This window comes from Kribbella sp. NPDC104740, assembly GCF_055583505.1.
The window spans coordinates 286,674-305,663 of the sequence record NZ_JBVJNV010000003.1; the positions used below are offsets into that span (position 1 = coordinate 286,674).

The 18,990-nt window shown below is 69.4% G+C and carries 17 protein-coding genes; 7 read left to right on the forward strand and 10 right to left on the reverse strand.

Annotation, left to right across the window (positions count from 1 at the left end):
• Positions 1–11: 11 nt before the first annotated feature.
• From ACZ6Z4_RS17500 to ACZ6Z4_RS17510, 3 genes are all read right to left on the reverse strand, one after another.
• Positions 12–2,141, reverse strand: coding sequence for an MMPL family transporter (locus ACZ6Z4_RS17500; RefSeq protein WP_465564629.1), 2,130 nt, complete (start codon positions 2,139–2,141; stop codon positions 12–14).
• 273 nt (positions 2,142–2,414) lie between these two features.
• Positions 2,415–3,332: a GlxA family transcriptional regulator gene (locus ACZ6Z4_RS17505; RefSeq protein WP_465564632.1), complete on the reverse strand. Its 918-nt coding sequence runs from the start codon at positions 3,330–3,332 to the stop codon at positions 2,415–2,417.
• A 7-nt stretch (positions 3,333–3,339) separates the two neighbouring features.
• Entirely contained in the window at positions 3,340–3,939 is a 600-nt protein-coding gene (locus ACZ6Z4_RS17510) for a cysteine hydrolase family protein (RefSeq protein ID WP_465564635.1), read from the reverse strand.
• Between the two features lie 222 nt (positions 3,940–4,161).
• Between ACZ6Z4_RS17510 and ACZ6Z4_RS17515 the strand changes: the two genes are divergently transcribed.
• Entirely contained in the window at positions 4,162–5,373 is a 1,212-nt protein-coding gene (locus ACZ6Z4_RS17515) for an aldose epimerase family protein (protein ID WP_465564638.1), read from the forward strand.
• Positions 5,374–5,450: 77 nt separating this feature from the next.
• Positions 5,451–6,935: an alpha/beta hydrolase gene (locus ACZ6Z4_RS17520; protein ID WP_465564641.1), complete on the forward strand. Its 1,485-nt coding sequence runs from the start codon at positions 5,451–5,453 to the stop codon at positions 6,933–6,935.
• On the opposite strand, the gene ACZ6Z4_RS17525 is transcribed toward ACZ6Z4_RS17520, so the two are convergent.
• The gene (locus tag ACZ6Z4_RS17525) at positions 6,929–8,089 is read right to left on the reverse strand and encodes an FAD-dependent monooxygenase (RefSeq protein WP_465564644.1); all 1,161 of its coding nucleotides are present in this window, start codon (positions 8,087–8,089) and stop codon (positions 6,929–6,931) included. The two genes, ACZ6Z4_RS17520 and ACZ6Z4_RS17525, sit on opposite strands and share 7 nt — an antisense overlap.
• Positions 8,090–8,197: 108 nt before the next feature.
• On the opposite strand from ACZ6Z4_RS17525, the gene ACZ6Z4_RS17530 reads away from it, so the two are divergent.
• Entirely contained in the window at positions 8,198–8,887 is a 690-nt protein-coding gene (locus ACZ6Z4_RS17530) for a TetR/AcrR family transcriptional regulator (RefSeq protein ID WP_465564647.1), read from the forward strand.
• Positions 8,884–9,390 (forward strand): GrpB family protein, encoded by a 507-nt coding sequence (locus ACZ6Z4_RS17535; RefSeq protein ID WP_465564650.1) that lies wholly within the window; start codon positions 8,884–8,886, stop codon positions 9,388–9,390. The genes ACZ6Z4_RS17530 and ACZ6Z4_RS17535 overlap by 4 nt, the downstream gene beginning before the upstream one ends.
• Here ACZ6Z4_RS17535 and ACZ6Z4_RS17540 read toward each other — a convergent pair.
• Positions 9,385–9,759, reverse strand: a complete 375-nt coding sequence (locus ACZ6Z4_RS17540) for a MerR family transcriptional regulator (RefSeq protein ID WP_465564654.1) — start codon at positions 9,757–9,759, stop codon at positions 9,385–9,387. The genes ACZ6Z4_RS17535 and ACZ6Z4_RS17540 overlap by 6 nt on opposite strands.
• 53 nt (positions 9,760–9,812) lie before the next feature.
• Between ACZ6Z4_RS17540 and ACZ6Z4_RS17545 the strand changes: the two genes are divergently transcribed.
• Positions 9,813–10,697, forward strand: a complete 885-nt coding sequence (locus tag ACZ6Z4_RS17545; protein WP_465564659.1) for an NAD(P)-dependent oxidoreductase — start codon at positions 9,813–9,815, stop codon at positions 10,695–10,697.
• Between the two features lie 9 nt (positions 10,698–10,706).
• The gene (locus ACZ6Z4_RS17550; protein ID WP_465564664.1) at positions 10,707–11,909 is read left to right on the forward strand and encodes a cytochrome P450; all 1,203 of its coding nucleotides are present in this window, start codon (positions 10,707–10,709) and stop codon (positions 11,907–11,909) included.
• A gap of 42 nt (positions 11,910–11,951) precedes the next feature.
• Here ACZ6Z4_RS17550 and ACZ6Z4_RS17555 read toward each other — a convergent pair whose 3' ends face one another.
• On the reverse strand, positions 11,952–13,415 hold the full coding sequence (locus tag ACZ6Z4_RS17555; protein ID WP_465564668.1) for a hypothetical protein: 1,464 nt from the start codon (positions 13,413–13,415) through the stop codon (positions 11,952–11,954).
• 286 nt (positions 13,416–13,701) lie between these two features.
• Here ACZ6Z4_RS17555 and ACZ6Z4_RS17560 point away from each other — a divergent pair, with 286 nt between their 5' ends.
• Positions 13,702–14,592: a phosphotransferase enzyme family protein gene (locus ACZ6Z4_RS17560; protein WP_465564672.1), complete on the forward strand. Its 891-nt coding sequence runs from the start codon at positions 13,702–13,704 to the stop codon at positions 14,590–14,592.
• Here ACZ6Z4_RS17560 and ACZ6Z4_RS17565 read toward each other — a convergent pair.
• Genes ACZ6Z4_RS17565 through ACZ6Z4_RS17580 form a run of 4 tightly spaced genes read right to left on the reverse strand, consistent with a single transcriptional unit; the run spans position 14,584 to position 18,896 of the window.
• Positions 14,584–15,741, reverse strand: coding sequence for a Gfo/Idh/MocA family protein (locus ACZ6Z4_RS17565; protein WP_465564677.1), 1,158 nt, complete (start codon positions 15,739–15,741; stop codon positions 14,584–14,586). The two genes, ACZ6Z4_RS17560 and ACZ6Z4_RS17565, sit on opposite strands and share 9 nt — an antisense overlap.
• Before the next feature lie 23 nt (positions 15,742–15,764).
• Positions 15,765–17,096, reverse strand: a complete 1,332-nt coding sequence (locus tag ACZ6Z4_RS17570) for an ABC transporter substrate-binding protein (protein ID WP_465564682.1) — start codon at positions 17,094–17,096, stop codon at positions 15,765–15,767.
• A gap of 26 nt (positions 17,097–17,122) precedes the next feature.
• Positions 17,123–18,007, reverse strand: coding sequence for a carbohydrate ABC transporter permease (locus ACZ6Z4_RS17575; RefSeq protein ID WP_465564685.1), 885 nt, complete (start codon positions 18,005–18,007; stop codon positions 17,123–17,125).
• A complete protein-coding gene (locus ACZ6Z4_RS17580; RefSeq protein WP_465564692.1) occupies positions 17,997–18,896 on the reverse strand; it encodes a carbohydrate ABC transporter permease in 900 nt (299 codons plus the stop codon). The genes ACZ6Z4_RS17575 and ACZ6Z4_RS17580 overlap by 11 nt, the downstream gene beginning before the upstream one ends.
• Positions 18,897–18,990: the final 94 nt, after the last annotated feature.

An 18,990-nucleotide genomic window follows, 5' to 3' on the forward strand; every position in this document is an offset into this window, starting at 1 on the left:
GGCCCCACCGTTCACACCGCGACCAGCTCGCGTTCTGGCCCAGGTGTCGCTGCAGGCAACTTGTTCGGCCACCAGGCCCGGCGCCCGAGCAGGACCAGGATCGCCGGCAGCATCACGATCCGGACCAGCGTCGCGTCGACCAGGACGGCGACCGCGAGGCCGATGCCCATCTGCTTCATCTCGATCATGCCGAGAGTCGCGAACAGTGCGAACACCGAGACCATCACCGCGGCCGCGCTCGTCACCACGCCCGCCGACTCGGTGATCCCGCGGCGTACCGCCTCGGCCGGAGCCAGCCCGTCCTGGACGGCCTCGCGGATCCGGCCGAGCACGAACACGTGGTAGTCCATCGAGAGCCCGATCAGGATCACGAACAGGAACAGCGGAATCCACGAGATCACGAAGCCGGGCGAGGTGAAGTCGAGCAGGCCCTCGGCCCAGGTGTGCTGGAAGACCAGCGACAGGGCGCCGAAGCAGACCGCGACCGACGCCAGGTTGAGTAGCGTCGTGACCAGCGCGATCGCCGGACTGCGGAAGGTGAAGAGCATCATCAGCAGGGTCAGCCCGAGCACGAACGCGATCACGTACGGCAGCTTGTCGCGCTGGTTCTGCCCGTAGTCGACACCGCTCGCGGTCTCGCCACCGACTGCCCAGGTCGCCCCCGACACCTCGGCGAACGCGGCCGGGACCAGCTCGTTCCGCAGCTGGTCCAGCGCGACCTTCGCGTCGTCGCTCGTGTCCGGCAGCACCGACACCAGCGTCAGCACCGAGGTGTCCCCCGCGGTCCGCACAGCCTGACCAGGCGGTACGACGAACTGCTTCGACGCCACCGCCGACCGCTGCAGCTCCTCCAACGCCGGGACAGTGGCGTCGCCCTTGGCGACCACGTCGTACGCCATGCCCTCGGACGGGAAGTTCGCCTGCAGCTGCTGCATCGTCTTCACCTCGGGGATGCTCGACGGCAGCGTGTTCAGGCCGCCCGGGTCGGTCTTCATCCCGAGCGCCGGTACGGCGAGCGCGACCACCGCGACGGCCGAGATCAGCAGCGCGAGCTTCGGGAAGCGCAGTATCGGAGCGACCAGGCGGCGGCTGATCCCGCCGGGACCGATCCGCCGGTTGAGCCGCCAGATCAGCGGGACGCGCGGGCGGTCGACGCGGTGGCCGAGCTTGGCGAGCAGCGCCGGGAGGACGGTCAGCGACCCCAGGACGGCGACCGCGACGACCACGATGGTGGCGGTGGCCATCGAGGAGAAGACCGGGTCCTGGGCGACGTACAGGCCGGCCATCGAGACGATGACCGCGAGACCGGAGACAACCACCGAGTGTCCCGACGTGGCCGCGGCGATCTCGACGGCGTCGACGGTGCCCTGACCGCGGCGACGTTCCTCGCGCTCGCGCTTCAGGTAGAACAGGGAGTAGTCGACGCCGACCGCCATACCGATCAGCAGGACGACGTTGGCGACCGAGCCGCCGTCGGGGAACAGGTAGGACAGCGGCGCGTAGAAGCCGAGGGCCGCGCCGACCGCGGAGAACGCCAGCAGGACCGGGATTCCCGCCGCGATCAGGGCGCCGAAGACGAGCAGCATCAGCGCGAAGGTGATCGGCAGGCTGAGCTTCTCGGCCTTGGCGAGATCGTTGCCGACCTGCTTCCAGATGCCGGCGTCGAGCGAGGCCGCGCCGGTCTGCTGGATGGTCAGACTCTGGTTTTCTTTCTGTACGTCGGCGGTCGCGGCGACGAGCTTCTCGACGTTGTCGGAGGCGTCGTCGGCGCTGCCCTTCAACTCGATCGGGAGCAGGGCGGCCTTGCCGTTCTCGGCCCAGACGGGCTCGCCGACGGTGTCGACCGACTCCAGCGCCGACAGCTTCTGCCGCAGCTGCGCGAGGGCGGTGGTCGCCTCGGCGCGGTTCAGCGGGCCGTCCGGGTCGGTGACCAGCACGGTCTCACTCGGCTTGCCGTCCAGCCCCGCCTGGTGAATCAGCTCAGCGGCCTGCCCGGACTGCCCGACCCAGGTGTCGGCGGCCTTCGTGGTCTGCTTCGGAACCATCACGGACAACCCGACCGCGACGGCGACGAGAATCAGCCAGAGGCCGATCGCCCGCCACGGATGGGTCGCACTCCACCGCGCTGCCCGCACGGTCACGGATCCCCTGCTCATCTTCTGCCCTCTCGCCAACCCCGCCCGGGCAACCTGCCCGCTGGTTGAAAGCCTGGTCGGGTTCGCCGGAGATCTCAGGAGGTTCAGGCCCCCGTGGGAGGTAGAGGAAAGTCCACCCCGCGGTGGCTGAGGCCGGTGGAGATGCGGCCGAGAAGGCCGTGGGGGGCTGAGGTGGTACCGGCCGGAAAGAAGACAGCTAGTGCCCTGACCGTCTGCTCGTTCACCGAGCCCCAGGCGACCCAACCACCACCCCGCGGGCTAGCCGGCGGCTGGGGTTCTCGAACGCAACCGGCGGAGCATTCTCGGGTCCTCGAAGCCGACCACGCGGGACGCCGACTCGACGGTTGTGCCGTGGGCGATCAGGTGTTCGGCTCGCTCTAGGCGGAGGAGTTGCTGGTAGCGCAAAGGTGTGAGGCCGGTGGCGGCGGTGAAGACCCGGGTGAGGGTGCGTTCGCTGACGCCGGCGCAGGTGGCCAGCTCGGACAAGGGGAGGCGGTCGGCGTAGCGGCTGTCGATGACGTCCTGGACTCGGTGGGCCAGGTCGCTCAGGTGGCCGCGGTGGCGGAGCATTGCACTGTCCTGGAGTTCGTCGCCGTTGCGGCGGGCGTAGACGACCATCTCGCGGGCGACCCGGGCGGCCGCGACCGCGCCGTGTTCGACGGCGACCAGGTGCAGGGCGAGGTCGATGCCGCTCGCGATGCCGGCTGACGTGATGACCCGCTCGTCCATCACGTAGAGCACGTCGCGCACGATGCTCGCCTTCGGGTAGCGCGCGGCGAGCTCGTCGGTCAGGTCGTGGTGCGTGGTGTAGCGGCGGCCGTCGAGCAACCCCGCGGCGCCCAAAGCGTCAGCGCCCGAGCAGACGCTGGCCACCGATCCGCCCGCGGCGTGGTGCGTCCGCAGCATCTGCTTGGTCCGTGCGGAGATCGGCGGCCACGGCGACAGTCGCGGTGACCGCCAGCCCGGTACGACGATCAGGTCGTCCCGCCCGAGCGCGGGCCAGTCCACAGCAGCTTTGACCGGCACGCCCTGCGCGGTCGACACCTCCTCGACGTCCGCCACGTAGTGCAGCGTGTAGCCGTACCCGAGATCGGCGGCCGTCGAGAACACCTGCGCCGGCCCGGCGAGATCGAGCAGGTGCAGCCGTGGGACCAGGAAGAACACGACCTTGCGCATGATCCGGTCAGGATCCCACAAGCACACCGGCCTGCTCGTCGAGCGTCCGGATGGTGGCGAACCGTCCCGCCAGCGCGTACTCGGTCCGCTCGACAACCACCGACGGCATCAGCGTCCGCGGATCGGCCAGCACCTCCTCGAGCGTCGCGTCGGCGGGCAGCGTCCAGTGCGGCAGCGGCGTCGTCGCGGTCGCCTCGGTCACGAACACCACGTCGTACCCGAGATCCGACGCGACCCGCGTGGTGGTCTCGCAGCACTGTTCGGTGCGGATCCCGCTGATCACCAGCTCGCGGATCCCGTGCTGGGTGAGCAGCTGCTGCAGATTCGTGGTGGTGAAGGCGTTGTGCGAGGTCTTGCTGATCACCGGCTCACCCGCGCGGGGCTCGAGTCCTTCGATCAGCCGGACGTTGCCGGACGCCGGGTCGAACACGGTGCCGGTGCCGGGCTCGGTGTGCAGCACCCAGACCACCAGGTCGCCGCGCTCGCGCGCGCTCGCGACCAGCCGGCCGACCCGGTCGGCGATGTCGGGGTGGTTCACGGCCTGCCAGTTCGGCCGGACCCGGAAGGACTCCTGGACGTCGATCACGATCAGCGCAGTCTGTGTCATACCTCCAGCCTTCCCGTACGGCGAACCCCGCGACAGTCACCATCACGCCGTACGGCGGACCGATCCGGTCACCAACGCAGGCCTCAACCAACACACCGCCCAGTCATCGGACGAATCCGAACGGTTACGAACTGTTCCAAACATCGGACCGAGCTGCTTACAGTGCCCGGGCCGGTGTGAGAACGCTCTCGCCGGCACCGCCCACCTGATCGAGGAGCTGACATGACCGACCACCTGCCGCGTCGCCACGTCCTGCGCACCGCCGGCGCGCTCGGCCTCGGCGCTGTCGCCGCCGGAGCGCTGACCGGCCCGGCCGGCGCCGTATCGGCGGCCACTACAGTCGCGTCCATGGGTTCACACCACGGCCGCCTGTCCATCCGCAAGGACCCGTTCGGCACCACCCCGGAGGGGGTCGGCGTCGACGTGTACACCTTCACCAACGGTCGCGTCACGATCTCGATGCTGACCTGGGGTGCCACCATCCAGCGGGTCGAGACCCCGGACCGCCGGGGCCGCACCGAGAACATCAGCCTCGGCTTCGACAACCTGCCCTACTACGCCGCGCTCAGCCCGTACTTCGGCGCGACCATCGGCCGTTACGGCAACCGGATCGCGAAGGGGCAGTTCTCGATCGACGGGAACAAGTACCAGATCCCGGTCAACGACGGCGAGAACGCGTTGCACGGCGGCACGCTCGGCTTCGACAAGAAGGTCTGGAAGGCGAAGGTCGTCCAGACCGGGCGGCACGTCGGTGTCGCGTTCACCTACGTCAGCCCGGACGGCGAGATGGGCTTCCCCGGCACACTGACCACCACCGTCACCTATACGCTCGACTTCGACGACGACCTGCGGATCGACTACCACGCGACCGTCGCGGGCAAGCCGACTGTGGTGAACCTGACCAACCACGTGTACTTCAACCTGGCCGGCGAGGGCAGCGGCTCGATCGAGGGCCACGTGCTGGAGCTGAACGCACCGTCGTACACGCCGGTGGACTCCGGGCTGATCCCGACCGGTGAGATCGCGCCGGTGGCCGGGACGCCGTTCGACTTCCGGCGGCCGACCGCGATCGGCAAGCGGCTGCGCGACGACCACCCGCAGCTGGTGATCGGGCGCGGCTACGACCACAACTTCGTGCTCGGCGGCAAGACCGACCGGGACGGGCTGCGGTTCGCGGGCCGGTTCACCGAGCCCGAGAGCGGCCGGACCGTCTCGGTCCGTACGGCGGAACCCGGCGCGCAGTTCTACAGCGGCAACTTCCTCGACGGCACCTTCCAGGGCATCGGCGGGAAGACGTACCGGCAGGGCGACGCGTTCGCGTTCGAGACCCAGCACTTCCCGGACTCGCCGAACCAGCCGGACTTCCCGTCGACGGTGCTGCGGCCGGGGCAGACGTACTCGACCCGGACGATCTACTCCTTCGGGACCGACTGACGGGGTAGTCCTTTCGTCGCACCCCGAGGGTCGCCAGGGGGACGCGTCAGCGGGCCGGGAACGCCAACGATGGAAACATGTTCAGAACAGCCGTTCCGCTGACCGTCGCCCTCGCCTCGATCACCGCCGCCCTGGTCCCTGGTGTGTCGCAGGCCGAACCTCTTGCCACCGGGATCACCTGGACCGACTGCCCGGCCGACATCTCTCCGGTGCCGATCCCGAAGGGCATGCAGTGCGGCACGCTGAAGGTGCCGCTCGACTACCGCGCCCCGGACGGCCGCACGATCGACATCGCCGTCTCCCGGCTGCCCAGCACGAAACCCGAGAAGCGCCGCGGCGTCCTACTGACCAATCCGGGCGGCCCTGCGGCCGGGCAGAACTACCCCGCGTTCCTCGTCGCGGCCGGGCTCCCGCAGAGCGTGCGCGATCTGTACGACGTGATCGGCTTCGACCCGCGCGGGATCGGCAAGAGCACGCCGGTCACCTGCGACCTCACTCCCGAGCAGCTCGGGACCGGCAACATCCCGCCGTACGCGAAGAACGCGGCGGACGTGGCCGCGCGGGCGGCCGAGGTCAAGCAGGTCGCGCAGCAGTGCGCGTCCTCGAAGACCGCCTGGATGCTGCCGCACGTCAACCCGGCCAACACCGCCCGCGACATGGACTCGATCCGCGCCGCGCTCGGTGAGTCGAAGATCTCGTTCGCCGGCGCCTCCTGGGGCACGCACCTCGGCGCGGTCTACACCACGCTGTTCCCGCAGCGCAGCGACCGGATCGTGCTCGACAGCAATCTCGGCCCCGGCGGCTGGGACTACCCGAGCGACCGGCTCTGGTCGCAGGGCGTCGAGGACCGCTTCCCCGACTTCGCGAAGTTCGCCGCGGCCAACCACCGCGAGTTCGGTCTCGGCCGGACGCCCGCGCAGGTCAGGGCCAAGTACTTCGAGCTGGCCAAGCGGCTGGAGAAGAAGCCGGTCCAGACGCCGGACGGGCCGTTCGACGCGGTGGCGTTCCGGCTGCTCAACTTCGGGCTCCTCTACGGGCCGACCCAGGCCCCGCTGCTCGCCGGCATCTGGAAGGCCGTCGACGCCAACCAGCCGCCGCCCCCGATCCCCGGGGACCCGGCCGGTGCGGAGAACCTGATCTCCGGCCGCTACTACATGGTCTGCAACGACGGCTACTGGCCGAAGTCGGTCAGCACGTACCAGCGCGCCGTGGCCGCTGACCGGATCAAGTACCCGCTGTTCGGAGCCGCCGGAGCCAACATCACCCCGTGCGCGTACTGGCCCGACCCGGCCGAGCCGGCGGTGCGGATCACCGACCACGGACCGTCCAACGTGCTCCTGGTCCAGAACCTGCGCGACCCCGCCACGCCGCTGGCCGGCGCTCGGCAGCTGCGCAAGGCCCTGGGCGATCGAGCCGTCATGGTCACCGCCGACCAGGGCGGGCACGGCGTCTACCCGGGCGGCAAGAACCGCTGTGCCAACCACGCGGTGACGACGTTCCTGACCACGGGTGAGCGTCCGGAGCACGACTACCACTGCGCGGCGGCCGCCGCACCTCAGTGAGCCTCGTAGTCGCGCAGGTCGATGTCGTTGGCGGCCTTGTCGGCGTACTTGGTCATCAGCGCGAACATCCGTGAGTTGAGAAACCAGTTGCGCAGCTTGATGCCGGTCGCGGTCCTCGGAGCGAGGAAGCGGCCGGCATTGCTGTTGCCGGCGATCTTCGCGTAGCGCTTCATGATCTCGTCGTACTGCGCGTACGCGGGCTCGTAGTTGCCTTGAGCACGTTTCAGCTCGCCGGCCAGGACGTAGGCGCCGACCACGGCCAGCCCGGTGCCGAACCCGCCGAGGGTGTTCCCGTACGCCGAGTCGCCGACCAGCGCGGCGCGGCCCTTGGTGTAGCGGCCGTCCATCCGGACCTGGCTGATCGAGTCGAGGTAGAAGTCGTCGAACTCCTCCATCTCCTGCAGCATCCGCGGCACCTGCCAGCGGACTCCGGCGTACACGCGCCGGACGATCTCGCGCTGGGCCTCGGTGTCGTCGCGACCGTAGCCGAGCTCGGGTGAGGCGAACATGTAGAGCTGCTGCGCCTTCGAGCCGCCGCTGACCGCGAGGCGGCCGGGAGTGTTGTGGCCGTGGGCAACCTGTCGCTCGCGTGATCCTTCGCCGCTCCACGGGCTCGCGCCGGCCACGCAGTAGTAGTGGCCGAGGTGCTTCACGTAGTCCTGCTCGGGGCCGAAGGCAAGCTTCCGGACCCGGGAGTGGATGCCGTCGGCACCGACCACGAGGCCGAAGGTGCGGCTGGGGGAATTCTCGAAGGAGACCTCGACGCCGTCCGCGGTCTCGTGCAGCGCGCTGATCGAGTCGCCGAAGAGGTACTCGCAGGTCGCGGCGGTGCGCTCGTACAGGATCTCGGAGAGGTCGCCGCGGAGGATCTCCAGGTCGCCGCCGGTGAACTCGCCGCGAGCGACGGCCAGTTCCTGGTCGTTCTCGTCGACGAAGACGGTGTCGGTGGTGCCGGTCCGGCGGCGGCGGACCTCGTCGAGGATGCCCATCCGCTCCAGCACGGTGAAGTGGGTGGCGCCCTTGAAGTCGACGGCCTGGCCGCCCGGGCGCAGGTGCGGCGCCCGCTCGACGACGGTCACCTCGAAGCCGTACCGGTGCAGCCAGTACGCGAGAGCGGGGCCGGCGATGCTCGCGCCGGAGATCAGGACCTTCATGGCGGGCTCCTTCTGGGAACTGTGTCTCATGGAATCTGTTTCTGGTGGACGCGAATTAGAGTATGGTAGACACAGTTCGACGTCAACAGTCTTCCGAGGAGGTCCGCGATGCCGGTCCCGACCGCCACCGAACTGCTCTGGGGCACCCAGCAGCGCGCCCGGCGCGGCCCGAAGCCCGCGCTCTCGCTGGAGCGGATCGTCGCCGAGGCGATGGCCCTGGCCGACGCGGAAGGCCTGACGAACCTCTCGATGCAGCGCCTGGCCGAACGCCTCGGCTTCACCAAGATGTCGCTGTACCGCTACGTCCCCGGCAAGGCCGAACTGACCGCCCTGATGCTCGACGCCGCGATCGGTGAGCCGCCCACGCCTTCCTCCGATTGGCGCGCGGGCCTACAGGCCTGGGCCGACACGATTCACGCCCGCTACAGCGCCCACCCCTGGGCGATCGACCTCACCACCGGCCAACGCCCGATCGGCCCCAACGAACTCGGCTGGATGGAAACCGCCCTCACCTGCCTGGCCGGCACCGGCCTCACCGGCTCCGAGCGCCTGGACACGATCGTCCTGCTCAACGGCCACGTCCGCAGCCTCGTCGAGCAACTGGCCCCACCCGGCGCATCCCACGACGACTACACCGTCCAGCTGGCCGAGGTCCTCACCACCGCCGGCCACGCCTACCCCGCCGTCACCGCCGCCTTCGCCGAAGAATCCGCCGCAACCGAGCAGAGCAACGCCCTCCAGTACGGCATCACCCGAATCCTCGACGGCCTCGCCGTCCTGATCGAGTCCCGCGCATGACGACGATCGCCGACTACGACCCCACCTGGCCGACCCAGTACGCCGAGATGGCCGCCCACCTGCACCCGATCCTCGGCGACCCGATCGAGCACATCGGCAGCACCGCCGTACCGGGCCTCGCCGCCAAACCCGTCATCGACATCGCCGCCGCACCCGCGCGCCCGGTCGACGACCAGGCCCTCGCCACCCTCGGCTTCCAGCACAACCCCGACGGCCCACCCGACCGCCGCACCTACACGCGTACGGTCGACGGCGTCCTCACCCACAACCTGCACGTCTTCCCCACCCCCGCCTGGCCCCACCTCAACCAGCGCCTCCTCCGCGACCACCTCCGCGCCACCCCCGAAGCCGTCCGCCGCTACTCCACCCTCAAACGCACCCTGGCCGCCGAAGGCCTCACCGGCTTCGACTACACGAAAGCCAAGACCGACCTGATCCAGGAACTCACCGACACCGCCCGAGCCCGCCACGGGTTGCCCTCGGTCCCGGTCTGGGAGTCATGAGGCCTGGTAGACGCCCTCCGGCAGTGGGTTGCTGATGATCGTGGTCAGCGCCGTGCGGGCGGTTTCGAGGGCGGTGATGGTGGCGGTGATGCGGTCGCGTTCCTTTTCGAATTGCGGGACGAGCTCGGGGCAGAGGGCGGCCAGGGTGCCGTTGGACTCGGTCATGCAGGGGAGGAGCTCGGCGATCGCGAGGGTGCCGAGGCCGGCGCCGAGGAGGATGCGGATGTGGCGGACGCGCTGGACGTCGGCTTCGGCGTAGATGCGGTAGCCCGTCGACGTGCGGGTGGGGGCGAGCAGGCCTTGTTCCTCGTAGTAGCGGAGGAGGCGGCCGCTGACGCCGGTGCGGTGGGACAGTTCGCCGATGCGCATCTGGTCTCCTGAGCTTGACTCTTACAGTGATGTGAATGTCTAGCGTGCCGGGCATGACCGACAATTCCGCAGTCACCGTTCTCGGGCTCGGGCCGATGGGTCGCGCGCTCGCTTCCGCCTTCGCTGCCGCAGGACATCGAACGACCGTCTGGAACCGTACGCCGGGCAAGGCCGACGGGCTCGATGTCACCGAAGCATCCACCGCCGCCGAGGCCGTTGCCGCGAGCCCGCTCGTCGTCATCTGTGTGCTCGACTACGACGCCGTCGACGCGATCCTCTACTCCGCGGCCGACCAGCTGGAGGGACGGACCGTCGTCAACCTGACCGCCGACTCCCCCGACCGCGCCCGCCGTACGGCGGACTGGGCCGCCGCGCGCGGCGTCGACTACCTCGATGGCGCGATCATGACCCCGACCGTCACCATCGGCGGCCCCGGCGCCGTCTTCCTCTACTCCGGCCCGCAACACCTGTACGACGAACACGCGCCGACGCTCGCCGCCCTCGGCGGCACGGCGAGCCATCTCGGCAAGGACCCCGGCCGGGCGGCGGCGTACGACGTCGCGCTGCTCGGGATCTTCTGGACCGCGATGACCGGCATCATGCACGCCTTCGCGCTCGCCAAGGCCGAGAACATCGCGGCCGCCGACCTCGCGGGCTTCGCGCGCGGGATCACCGATCTGCTCTCCCCCAGCCTCGACGAGTTGGCCGCGAACGTCGACAGCGGCAACCACCCAGGCACCTTCTCGAACATCACCTCGGCGGCCGCCACCCTCGAGCACATCGTCCACGTCTCCGAGCAGCACGGTGTCGACGCCGGACCTGTCGATGCCGCCCACGCGATCGCCCGACGAGCGATCGCCGACGGCCACGGAGGTGACGACTTCAGCCGGATCACCGACACACTGCTCAGCCGAGCGAAGGGTCACCTAAGTACATAGGGTCGAGCCATGACGGAGACCGTGCTCAACATCCCGTTCGACGACGCGTTCCGGTTCGACCCCTCGCCGACCTTCGCGGAGCTGCGCGAGAACCGGCCGGTCGCGCGGGTGCGGACGCTCGCGGGCGCCGAGGTCTGGCTGGTCACCCGGTACGACGACGTGAAGCTCGTGCTGGCCGACCCGCGGTTCTCGCGCGCGGCGGTGGTCAAGCAGGGCGCGCCGCGGGTCGCGCTGGCCAAGCCGATGCCGAACAGCCTGACCACGACCGACCCGCCGGAGCACAGCCGGCTGCGCAAGCTCGTTTCGTCGACATTCGCGCACCGGCGGATCGAGCGGACCCGGCCGTGGGTCGCGGAGCTGTCGGCGCAGCTCGCCGACGACGTCGCCGCGGCCGGGGACGGCGCGGACATCCGGGAGTTGGTGGCGCTGCCGTTGCCGATCCAGGTGATCTGCCAGCTGCTCGGCGTACCGTACGAGGACCGCGAGCAGTTCCGGGAGTGGACCGAGCTCGGCTACAGCATGAAGATGGCCGAGAAGGACCTGGTCGAGAACGCGATGACGTCGCTGACGGCGTACATCGAGGAACTCGTCGACCGGAAACTGGCGAACGCCGACCAGCCCGCCGAGGACCTGCTCGACGAGTTGGTCCGGGCGCGCGAGGAAGGCGACCGGCTGAGCCAGGAGGAGTTGATTGCCTTCGGCGTCAACCTTCTGGTCGCCGGGCACGAGACGTCGGCGAACCAGATCTCCAGCTGCGTCGCGACACTGCTGCGCTGGCCGGAGAACTGGGCGCGGCTCGTCGCCGAGCCCGAGCTGGTGCCGTCGGCGGTGGAGGAGCTGCTGCGGTTCAACCGGTTCTCGGAGGTCGGGCAGCTGCGCGTCGCGGTCGAGGACCTCGAGCTGCACGGCGTACAGATCAAGGCGGGGGAGGGCGTGATGGCGGCGCTCAACTCGGCCAACCGGGACCCGCGGGCGTTCGAGGACCCGGACGAGCTGCGGCTGGACCGGAAGGAGAACAAGCAGCTGTCGTTCGGCTTCGGCCCGCACTTCTGCCTGGGCGCTCAGCTCGCGCGGATCGAGCTGCAGGAGTCGCTGCTCGCGCTGCTGCGCCGGTTCCCGAAGATGTCGCTGGCGAAGCCGGCCGAAGAGCTGGAGTGGCGAAGGGTGCTGGTCAGCGGCCTCGCGGAGCTCCCGGTCAACCTCGGAAACTGAAAGGACCCGCACCCAAGGGGTGCGGGTCCTCCAGAACAACTACTAGTTCTTCGACGAGACCAGCTCGGCCTCGTACTGCTCGATGAAGCGGCTGGCCATCGGCTCGCTGCAGCCGATCGCCTCGGCGAGCTTCTTCGCGCTGCGCTCGTGACCCTCGGGCCAGTCCGACAGCATGTTCCAGGCGCGCATCCGGCGCTTCTCCAGGTCGGTCGGCTCCGGCTCGCCCTCGGCCGCGACGACCTTCGGCGCCGGACGGGACGCCTTCGTCTTGGCCGCCGGCTTCGGCGCGGGCGCCGGCTCGGTCACGACGACCGGCTCGACGACGACCGGCTCGGGCAGCACCGGCTCCGGCAGGACCGGCGGCAGCACGGTCTCGACGACCGGCTCCGGTACGCCGGGACGCGACACCTGGTCGGCCGGCGCGAACGGCGACGGCTCCGACGGCTTCTGCACCACCGGCGACGCCTTCACCGGCTTGCGGACCCCGTTCACCACGTGCTCGGACTCGTCCTCGACCACCTCGGCCTCGGCGACGCCCTCGGCGTTCACCGGCGGGTCGACGATGGCCATCAGCTCACCGGTCATCGCCTCGCCCCAGGCGTCCTCGTCGCGCAGGTTCACGCCACCGTCGGTCCGCACCTGCTGCGCCTTCAGCGCCTTGCCCTCGACCACCCAGACGGCGGCGCGCAGGTCGTTGCGCTCCTCGGCCGGCGGCTCCTCCGGCGGCGGCGAGATGGCCCGGGTCAGCTTGTTGGTGACCACCTCGTAGTTGATCCGCTCCTCGAGCATCCCGGCCAGCCGGTCGGCGTCGTACGTCGTCTCGGCGATCTTGGCCAGCCGCTCGTCCTGGTGCTCGGAGCGGATGTACTCGGCAACGGTCCCGGCGATCGCGTTCCGGCGGGCGGCGTTGCGGACGTGGTCGCGGGCGGCGCGGATGCTCTCGAACATCCCGTACCCGTGCTCGATCGCGAGCGACCGGGCCTGCCAGGTCAGCCGCGGCTCGCGCAGCCACTGCACGACGCCGTACACCGGACCGGTGTTGGCCATCTGGCCCGACACCCGGAGCGCGTCGCGGCGCCGGGCCGAGCTGTGGATCAGCCAGAGCACGTACGCGAACGCGGACAGGCCGCCGAAGCCGAAGGCCAGGAACCGCTCCTCGGGCCGCCAGTGGCCGACCACGTTGAAGACGAGCGCGACGATCGCCGCGAACAGCGACATCGCGCGGTAGGCGTAGGCCTGCTCGCCCTTGCGCCGGCGCAGGTCGGCGAGCGCCGCGGTCGCCACACCGCCGAGCTCGATGACGGCGACGGCGGGGGTGACGAGGGCGATCTTCAGGAACGTCGAGAAGCCCTCGTCGGGCCAGGGGATGTGGGTGACGCCGGCCCAGACCTGGCCGACGAGTGCGGCGGTGGCCGCGGTGGCGTAGAAGGCGTAGGCGACCTTGTCCGCACCTGTGAGGGGTACGTTCGCGAGTTCGCCGGAACTGGTGCTGGTGTTCTCCTGCAAGACGTGATCTCCTGACCGGTTTGGGCTCTCCGGCAGTTCGTCGGTGGTGGTCGTCGTACCGCGACCGTCTGGGCCTCCCCAGGCAAGTACTGCAGCGGCTGCACGAGGCTACCGGTTCCTGGGGCGTTCAGGGGAGGTGAATCCGTACAACGATTCCGTCCTACCCCGTGGACCCCAGCTGTCCCGCAGGAAAACCCGCTTCCTGCGCGGCGCCCGAGTACGGAATCGTCTGCTTCAGTACTCTCCAACGCCTGCCACCCCCGCGACGTCACGCAAAGGACATCACATGGTCCGCACCCTGAGATCGTTGCCCCACCCCGACGGCCTCCGCGACCACCTCGCGGAGGTCTACCAGCTGCCGTTCACCGGGTGCGTGCTGCGGCGTTCACTGGTCAACGACGTGTACGAGCTGACGACGCCGACGGAGGCGTTCGTCCTCAAGCTGTACGCCGGGCGCCCGCTCGCCGACATCCGTTGGGAGGCAGGTCTTTGCGAGCACCTGCTCGGGAAGGTGGCGACGCCGACCGTCCGGCCACTGGCTGATGGGTCAGCGGTCGGCGCGCTGGCGCTGCCGGAAGGCGATCGGCCGTACCTGCTGACCTCGCTCGTCGAGGGGTCCAAGCCGCAGCCGCCGTTCACCGACGGGTTGTACGAGGAGTTCGGTGAGCTGATCGCGAAGTTCCATCTGGCGACGGAGACGTTCACGCCGGTACGGCGTACGGACGAGGATCTGGATCGGATGGTCGGCGAGATCGTGCCACTCGTCGCGCGCGCCGACGCGGAGCTGATCCAGGCTCTGGCTGAAGGAAAGGTTGCCGACGGTCTGAGTCGTGGGGTCAGACACGGTGATGTCTCACTCGACAACATCCTGATCACTCCGGACGGGCTCAACCTGCACGACTTCGACCTCGCCGGTGAGGGCTTCCTCGCCGCCGACTTCACCGGCGTCGCCGCCACCCCGCACTGGCAGGCCTTCCGCAGCGGCTACGAGCGGCACCGCCCGATCCCCGCCGCCGACCTCGCCGCGATCGACCGGCTCGGCGTGGCCGGGCGAATCGCGAACCTGCACTTCCACCTCGTCCGCAAGCCCACCTGGTACGGCACCGAGTCGCGTGGCGAGGGTTGGGCGGGCGGCGAACTGGCCGAGCTTCGCCTGGCCGCCGGGCGCCTACTGTGAGGCCCAGGGAGTGTCGAGCTCGCTGAAGAGGGCGAGGTTCTCGGCCGCCAACTCAGCCCACTTCCCCACCTCAGCAACGCCCGGGTGCCGCTGTGTCCCTTCGCCGTACCAAGTCACGTACGCCGGATCGATCGCCCGCGGCGCCTCGGCCAGCCGCACCGCCTCCAGCACCTTCGTGAACCCGCCGAGCTGCTCCAACGGCGCCAGCAGCTCGACCGCCGGATCCGCCCGGTGCTCGATCAGGTTGACCAGCAGATCGTCGCGCTCGTACGACGTACCGGTCGTGATGCCGTCGACCGTCAGCGCAAGGTGATCGGTCGGATAGGTCAGCACCGCGCGGCCGCGCGACCCGTGCACGATGATCCGCGGCTCGGCCCCCGGCGGCTCCGCCGCAAGGGTGAGCGCCGCAGCGATCGTCGTACCGCGGGTGGTGCGGATCCGGATGCTGGAGGTGTCGTCGGACTCGATCGGGTTCGCGCGGTAGAGGTCGGTCTCGACACTTTGTACTTGCTCCGCCGTACCGGATCCGTCGACCAGCAGCGCCGTCGCCGACGCGTGCGCGAACGCGTTCGTCACCGCTCCGTCGACGACCGCGACGCCGTCCAGCTCCCGCCGCCCGGCCCACCGCGCGCGCTGCCAGTACTCCTGCTTCCGGATCCAGGCCCCGACCGTCCCGATCCCCCGGATCTCCCCGAGCCGCCCGTCGGCCACCCACTCGCGCATCGCCCGGGCGGCCCGCGACCCGTGCACCTGGAACCCGACCTGGCAGACCCGCCCGGTCTCCTCCACCACCTGCACCAACCGCTCGAACTCCGCGAGCGAAGCAGCCGGCGGCTTCTCCAGCAGCACGTCCGCCCCGGCCCGCAGAGCCAACTCGGCAAGCGGAACGTGCGTGTGGATCGGCGTGCTGATCACGACGATGTCCACCTCCGACTCCGCGAGCAAGCTCGCCAGGTCGGCGAAGACCCGGGTCTCCGCAGGCAGATCCTCGGCCCGGGTGACCCGCCCGCCCCCAGCTGTGCTGGGGGCGAGCTGCGGGTCGGCTACTGCCACGAAGCGAGCTCTTCCTGTGGTGTGCAGGTCGACGCAGTGGCGGACGTGCGTGGTGCCGTGGCCGTGCACGCCCACCACCGCGATTCTCGGGTTCATCTGGCAGTTGCCTCCTGCACCATCTACTTGGCCAGCTCGCCGTTCATCTCGTCGAGGAACTTCTGCGCCGCGTCCGCCGGTTGCAGACGCCCGAAGAGCACCTCGGTGGTGTAGCGCTGGATGATCTTCTCGACCTGACCACCACCGACCGGCGGCGGGGGCGACGGCTCGCCGAGCTCCTTGGCGATCGCCTGGATGAAGGCGGCCGAGGCGGCGTCGGCGGGCTGCAGCTTCGAGGTCACCGCGGCGCGGATCTCGGTGTTCGGCGGGACGCCCCGCTCGGCCAGCAGCAGGTTGCCGGCGGCGGCGTTGTTGGCCAGGTAGCTGACGAACTTCGCGGCCTCCTTCGGGTGCTTGGAGCGCGACGAGATCGACCAGAACATCGAGCCCTTGTAGTACGAGCCGTTCTCGGTCGCCTTGCCGGTCGCACTCGGCAGCCGGAGCAGCTTGAGCTGCTGGCCGGACGCCTTGCTGAGCGCGTTGAGCTGGTTGCTCCAGGCGTAGCTCATGGCGAGCTTGCCGGTCGCCATCCCGGACTGGTCCAGCGGCGCGGTCATGTCCTGCGAGGTGAACTCCGCCGACGGCGTCGCCTTCGACGCCTGCAGCGCGAGCAGGTTCGTCCAGTACTGCGTGAGCTTGTCCTTGCTGACGCCGAGCTTGCCGTCCTCGGTGAACAGCGACTCGCCCTGCTGCCGGGCCCACATGTTCAGGCTGGCGTCGTTGGTGCCGTACGCCGCCGTACCCCAGCCCTTGCCGTTGAGCTTCTGGCTGATCTCGGCCGCCGTCTTGGCGTAGTCGTCCCACGTCCACTTCGTGTCGTCCGGGATCGCCACCCCGGCGGCCTTGAACACGGCCGGGTTCGCGACGATCGTGAACGCGTTGATCCCGGCGTTCAGCCCGTACAGGCCGCCGTCGAACTCACCGGCGCCGAGCGTGTCCGGCTCGAACTTGCCGGTGTCCAGCCCGTCGGCCTTCTTCAGGTCGAGCAGCGCGCCGCGGTCGGCGTACTCGCGCAGGTACTTCTCGTCCATCTGGATCACGTCGGGCGCGTCGTTGGCGGCGACGGTGGTGGCGAGCTTGTCCCAGTAGCCGGCCCACTCGCCGAACTCGCCCTTGATCTTGATGTTCGGGTTCTCCTTCTGGAAGGAGTCGATCACCTGCTGGGTGATCTTGTGCCGGGTGTCGGAGCCCCACCAGTTGAACCGGAGGGTGACCTCTCCGTTCGCGGAGTCACCGCCGCCGCCGGAGTCGCCACCGCAGGCGCTGGTGGCCAGCAGCGCAACGGCGGCCGCGACGGCGGCCAGGGCCCGCACCCGCCGGCGGGGCGGTGCGGTCAGTCGGGGTAGCGGCCTCATGGGGTGAACCTTTCTGACGATCGGGACTACTTGATGCCGGTGGTGGCGATGCCCTTGATCAGGAACCGCTGGCCGAGCAGGAAGGCGAGGAAGACCGGGACGAGGGAGACCACCGACATCGCGAACAGCGAACCCCACGACGTACTGGCGGTGGCGTCGACGAAGGCCCGGAGCGCGACCGGGACGGTGTACATCTTCGGGTCGGTCAGGTAGATCAGCTGGCTGAAGAAGTCGTTCCAGGTCCAGATGAAGGTGAAGATCGTGGTGGTGGCCAGCGCCGGCACCATCAGCGGCAGGATCACCCGCAGGAAGATGCCGCCCTTGCCGCAGCCGTCGATCCGGGCGGCCTCGTCGAGCTCGCGCGGGATGCCGCGGATGAACTGGACCATCAGGAAGACGAAGAACGCGTCGGTGGCCAGCAGCTTCGGTACGACGAGCGGCAGGAAGGTGTTGATCCAGCCGGCCGTGCTGAACAGGATGTACTGCGGCACGATCACGACGTGGATCGGCAGCATGATCGTGACCAGCATGATCGCGAACCAGAACTTCTTGCCGGTGAAGTTCAGCCGCGCGAACGCGTACGCGGCCATCGAGCAGGACACCAGGTTGCCGACGATGGAGCCCAGGACGACGGCCGCCGAGTTCAGCAGGTAGCGGGTGAAGGGTTCGGTGAGCGCGTTCCAGCCGACCCGGTAGTTGTCGATCCGCAGGTCGCGGATCAGGATGCCGGGGTCGCGGAAGATCTCGTTGCCGGGACGCAGCGAGCTGACGACCATCCAGATCACCGGGTAGAGCATCACCAGCGCGGTCGCGGCCAGCGCGATGTGCGTCAGCGCGGGGCGCACTCGCCGCCAGGCGAGCGTCGTACCGGAGGTGGCCGGGACCGGGCGGGTCAGGGTCTCAGTCGTCATAGAACACCCAGTACTTCGAGGCGACGAAGTTCGCCGCGGTGAGGACGGCGATGATGACGAGCAGGAACCACGCCATCGCCGAGGCGTAGCCCATGTCGAAGTTGCCGAAGCCGCGGTCGTACAGGTAGAGCGTGTAGAACATCGTCGAGTCGGACGGGCCGCCGGTGCCGCCGGAGACGACGAAGGCCTGCGTGAACGACTGGAACGCGTGGATGATCTGCAGCACCAGGTTGAAGAAGATGATCGGCGTCAGCAGCGGCAGCGTGACGCTCGCGAAGCGGCGCAGCGGGCCGGCGCCGTCGACCGCGGCGGCCTCGTAGTACATCGACGGGATCTGCCGCAGGCCGGCCAGGAAGATCACCATCGGGGCGCCGAAGGTCCAGACGTTCAGGACGACGAGCGTGCCGAGCGCCGTACTGGGGTCGGAGATCCAGCCCTTGCCGTCGAAGCCGAGCGGGGCGATCACCTGGTTGAGCAGGCCGTCGGTGCCGAAGACCTGCTTCCACAGGATCGCGATCGCGACGCTCGAACCGAGCAGCGACGGCAGGTAGAAGACCGAGCGGTAGAAGGCCATCCCGCGGACGCCACGATCCAGTACGACGGCCAGCAGCAGCGCGACCAGGAGCTGCAGCGGGACCGAGACCAGCACGTAGGTGAAGGTGACCTTCAGCGAGTTGTGCAGGCGCTGGTCGGACAGCATCCGGGTGAAGTTCTCCAGGCCGGTCCACTGCGGGGCCTGGATCAGGTTGTAGTCGGTGAAGGACAGGTAGAGCGAGGCGATCATCGGGCCGACCGTGATCACGAACAGGCCGGCCAGCCACGGGGACAGGAAGAGGTAGGCAGCGACGTTGTCCTTTTTCTGCCCACTCAATTTCTTTCCTCCGATCATTTGGAAAGCGTTTGCCCAGGCCGGTCAAACTAGTGGAGCGAACCGGTTCAGACAAGGCTTCACGGCTCGATTGCATGACCGGTTCCGGACACCT

Bases quoted from the DNA above. Each gene is read 5' to 3' on its own strand.
- ACZ6Z4_RS17540 (WP_465564654.1), bottom strand. From the start codon at position 9,759: ATGCGCATCGGCGAACTGTCCCACCGCACCGGCGTCAGCGGCCGCCTC.
- ACZ6Z4_RS17530 (WP_465564647.1), top strand. From the start codon at position 8,198: ATGCCGGTCCCGACCGCCACCGAACTGCTCTGGGGCACCCAGCAGCGC.
- ACZ6Z4_RS17510 (WP_465564635.1), bottom strand. From the start codon at position 3,939: ATGACACAGACTGCGCTGATCGTGATCGACGTCCAGGAGTCCTTCCGG.
- ACZ6Z4_RS17515 (WP_465564638.1), top strand. From the start codon at position 4,162: ATGACCGACCACCTGCCGCGTCGCCACGTCCTGCGCACCGCCGGCGCG.
- ACZ6Z4_RS17545 (WP_465564659.1), top strand. From the start codon at position 9,813: ATGACCGACAATTCCGCAGTCACCGTTCTCGGGCTCGGGCCGATGGGT.
- ACZ6Z4_RS17565 (WP_465564677.1), bottom strand. From the start codon at position 15,741: ATGAACCCGAGAATCGCGGTGGTGGGCGTGCACGGCCACGGCACCACG.
- ACZ6Z4_RS17560 (WP_465564672.1), top strand. From the start codon at position 13,702: ATGGTCCGCACCCTGAGATCGTTGCCCCACCCCGACGGCCTCCGCGAC.
- ACZ6Z4_RS17570 (WP_465564682.1), bottom strand. From the start codon at position 17,096: ATGAGGCCGCTACCCCGACTGACCGCACCGCCCCGCCGGCGGGTGCGG.
- ACZ6Z4_RS17575 (WP_465564685.1), bottom strand. From the start codon at position 18,007: ATGACGACTGAGACCCTGACCCGCCCGGTCCCGGCCACCTCCGGTACG.
- ACZ6Z4_RS17505 (WP_465564632.1), bottom strand. From the start codon at position 3,332: ATGCGCAAGGTCGTGTTCTTCCTGGTCCCACGGCTGCACCTGCTCGAT.
- ACZ6Z4_RS17535 (WP_465564650.1), top strand. From the start codon at position 8,884: ATGACGACGATCGCCGACTACGACCCCACCTGGCCGACCCAGTACGCC.
- ACZ6Z4_RS17525 (WP_465564644.1), bottom strand. From the start codon at position 8,089: ATGAAGGTCCTGATCTCCGGCGCGAGCATCGCCGGCCCCGCTCTCGCG.
- ACZ6Z4_RS17550 (WP_465564664.1), top strand. From the start codon at position 10,707: ATGACGGAGACCGTGCTCAACATCCCGTTCGACGACGCGTTCCGGTTC.
- ACZ6Z4_RS17580 (WP_465564692.1), bottom strand. From the start codon at position 18,896: ATGATCGGAGGAAAGAAATTGAGTGGGCAGAAAAAGGACAACGTCGCT.
- ACZ6Z4_RS17520 (WP_465564641.1), top strand. From the start codon at position 5,451: ATGTTCAGAACAGCCGTTCCGCTGACCGTCGCCCTCGCCTCGATCACC.